Genomic DNA, 1153 nt, shown 5'->3' with positions numbered 1-1153 from the left:
AGCCAGCACGGTGTCGGACAAATCAGCACCGGCCAACAGCGCACCGCACAGGTCCGCCCCGGCCAGTATGGTATCGGACAAATCGGCACCGAACAGCACCGTATCTGACAAATTAGCTCCAGCTAGCTGGGCACCGGACAGATCAGCGTCAAACAGGCGGGCGCCGCACAGGTCCACCCCGGCCAACTGGGCACCGGTGGCGTTGAGCGCGATCAGATCGGCCAGGTCCGCGGGCGGTTTCGCCACGCCTGGAGAACGGGCCTGGAGCTGGCGGATGAGAGCAGCGGAGGCATGGGCAGAGCCCGTAACATCATCCGACTGGCGATCATCCCCACTGGCCTGCCCACTGACAGTCCGAGCCATGCGCACGACGGCTTCCAGTTCACGGCTGGGGAACGCCTCCGCAAGGACCCGCTCAGCCCGTTCCTTGTAGCCGGCATCGTGATAGCCGACATCGCGCAGGAGCCGCAGGAGCGATCGCGCCGCGTCCACTGCATCGTCGGGATCGCTGGGGTGAATCACCCTGTTGTACAGATCAACGATCTGTCGGAGCACCTGGACCCGAGTGGACGGGCTACGTCGACATCGTTCACGGGCCCCCAGCATGCCCAGCAAGGACCGCTCGCTCAACGCGTCGAACCGGCCGTTATTGCTGTTGTGCACAAGTAGCCACCTCTCTCACGGAGTCGCCGCTCCGCTGGTGAGCGGACGTCGTTTGCGGTCCCCCCGCTGGCGTTGCGTCGAGCTCTGCGCCATATCGAGACTGCCGATCGCTGGTTGCATACCGGTGGTGACAAGGTTGCAGATACTGTCCGCCCGGCTTCCGCCGATCCGCAACCAATCCACGACCCGAGTCTGAAATGGTTAGAGCGCCCGGCAATAGGGGCGTGGATCAAGGAGCGGGGCTGGGGTGCGTGCATCGCGAGGCGGCGGAGGGAGCCACCCTGGTATTGGGTGGTGACCGACGACAACACAGCGAGGTGCGTGCCCCAGCCCCGCGACGCCGCGTCCCCTATTGCCGGTCGCTCTTAGTGGTCGGCGCTGGAAGTTCATCCAGGGCCTGCCGGCGCCAGCCGGCGCCTCGCTTCATCGCTCCCCGCACATTGCTTCGCGATGCACGGGTACCCCGGCTCGTCGGCCCCGGTAGAACACC

The 1153-nt window shown here is 65.7% G+C and carries 1 protein-coding gene; it reads right to left on the bottom strand.

The features are described 5' to 3' along the window. Positions 1–663: pentapeptide repeat-containing protein (locus tag MJ797_RS16265; protein ID WP_239335722.1), on the bottom strand; the 663-nt coding region annotated here is incomplete at its 3' end. Positions 664–1153 lie beyond the last annotated feature (490 nt).

The sequence above is a fragment of the Protofrankia sp. CiP3 genome, assembly GCF_917627345.1.
In the GTDB taxonomy this organism is placed as follows: domain Bacteria; phylum Actinomycetota; class Actinomycetes; order Frankiales; family Frankiaceae; genus Protofrankia.
This window is presented reverse-complemented; position numbering and strand designations above follow the sequence as displayed.